The sequence below is a fragment of the Serratia sp. PL7 genome (assembly GCF_945957435.1).
The window spans coordinates 1-507 of the sequence record NZ_CAMFLB010000123.1; the positions used below are offsets into that span (position 1 = coordinate 1).

A 507-nucleotide genomic window follows, 5' to 3' on the forward strand; every position below is an offset into this window, starting at 1 on the left:
TTGCTCTTTAACAATCTGGAACAAGCTGAAAATTGAAACATGACGGCTGAAATTTATCCCTCCGTAGACGTATTGGGATGAAGAGTAACCTGTCATAGAGTCTCTCAAATGTTTGCAGCGCGAACGATGGAAACATCTTCGGGTTGTGAGGTTAAGTGACTAAGCGTACACGGTGGATGCCTAGGCAGTCAGAGGCGATGAAGGGCGTGCTAATCTGCGAAAAGCGTCGGTAAGGTGATATGAACCGTTATAACCGGCGATACCCGAATGGGGAAACCCAGTGTGTTTCGACACACTATCATGTCATGAATACATAGTGGCATGAGGCGAACCGGGGGAACTGAAACATCTAAGTACCCCGAGGAAAAGAAATCAACCGAGATTCCCCCAGTAGCGGCGAGCGAACGGGGAGGAGCCCAGAACCTGAATCGGCTTGTGTGTTAGTGGAAGCGTCTGGAAAGTCGCGCAGCAAAGGGTGATAGCCCCGTACACTAAAATGCACAGGTC

The 507-nt window shown here is 49.5% G+C and carries 1 rRNA gene; it reads left to right on the top strand.

Annotation, left to right across the window (positions count from 1 at the left end):
• Nucleotides 1-149: 149 nt before the first annotated feature.
• Nucleotides 150-507: ribosomal RNA gene (locus N6G83_RS54545) — 23S ribosomal RNA — on the top strand; the annotation flags it as partial.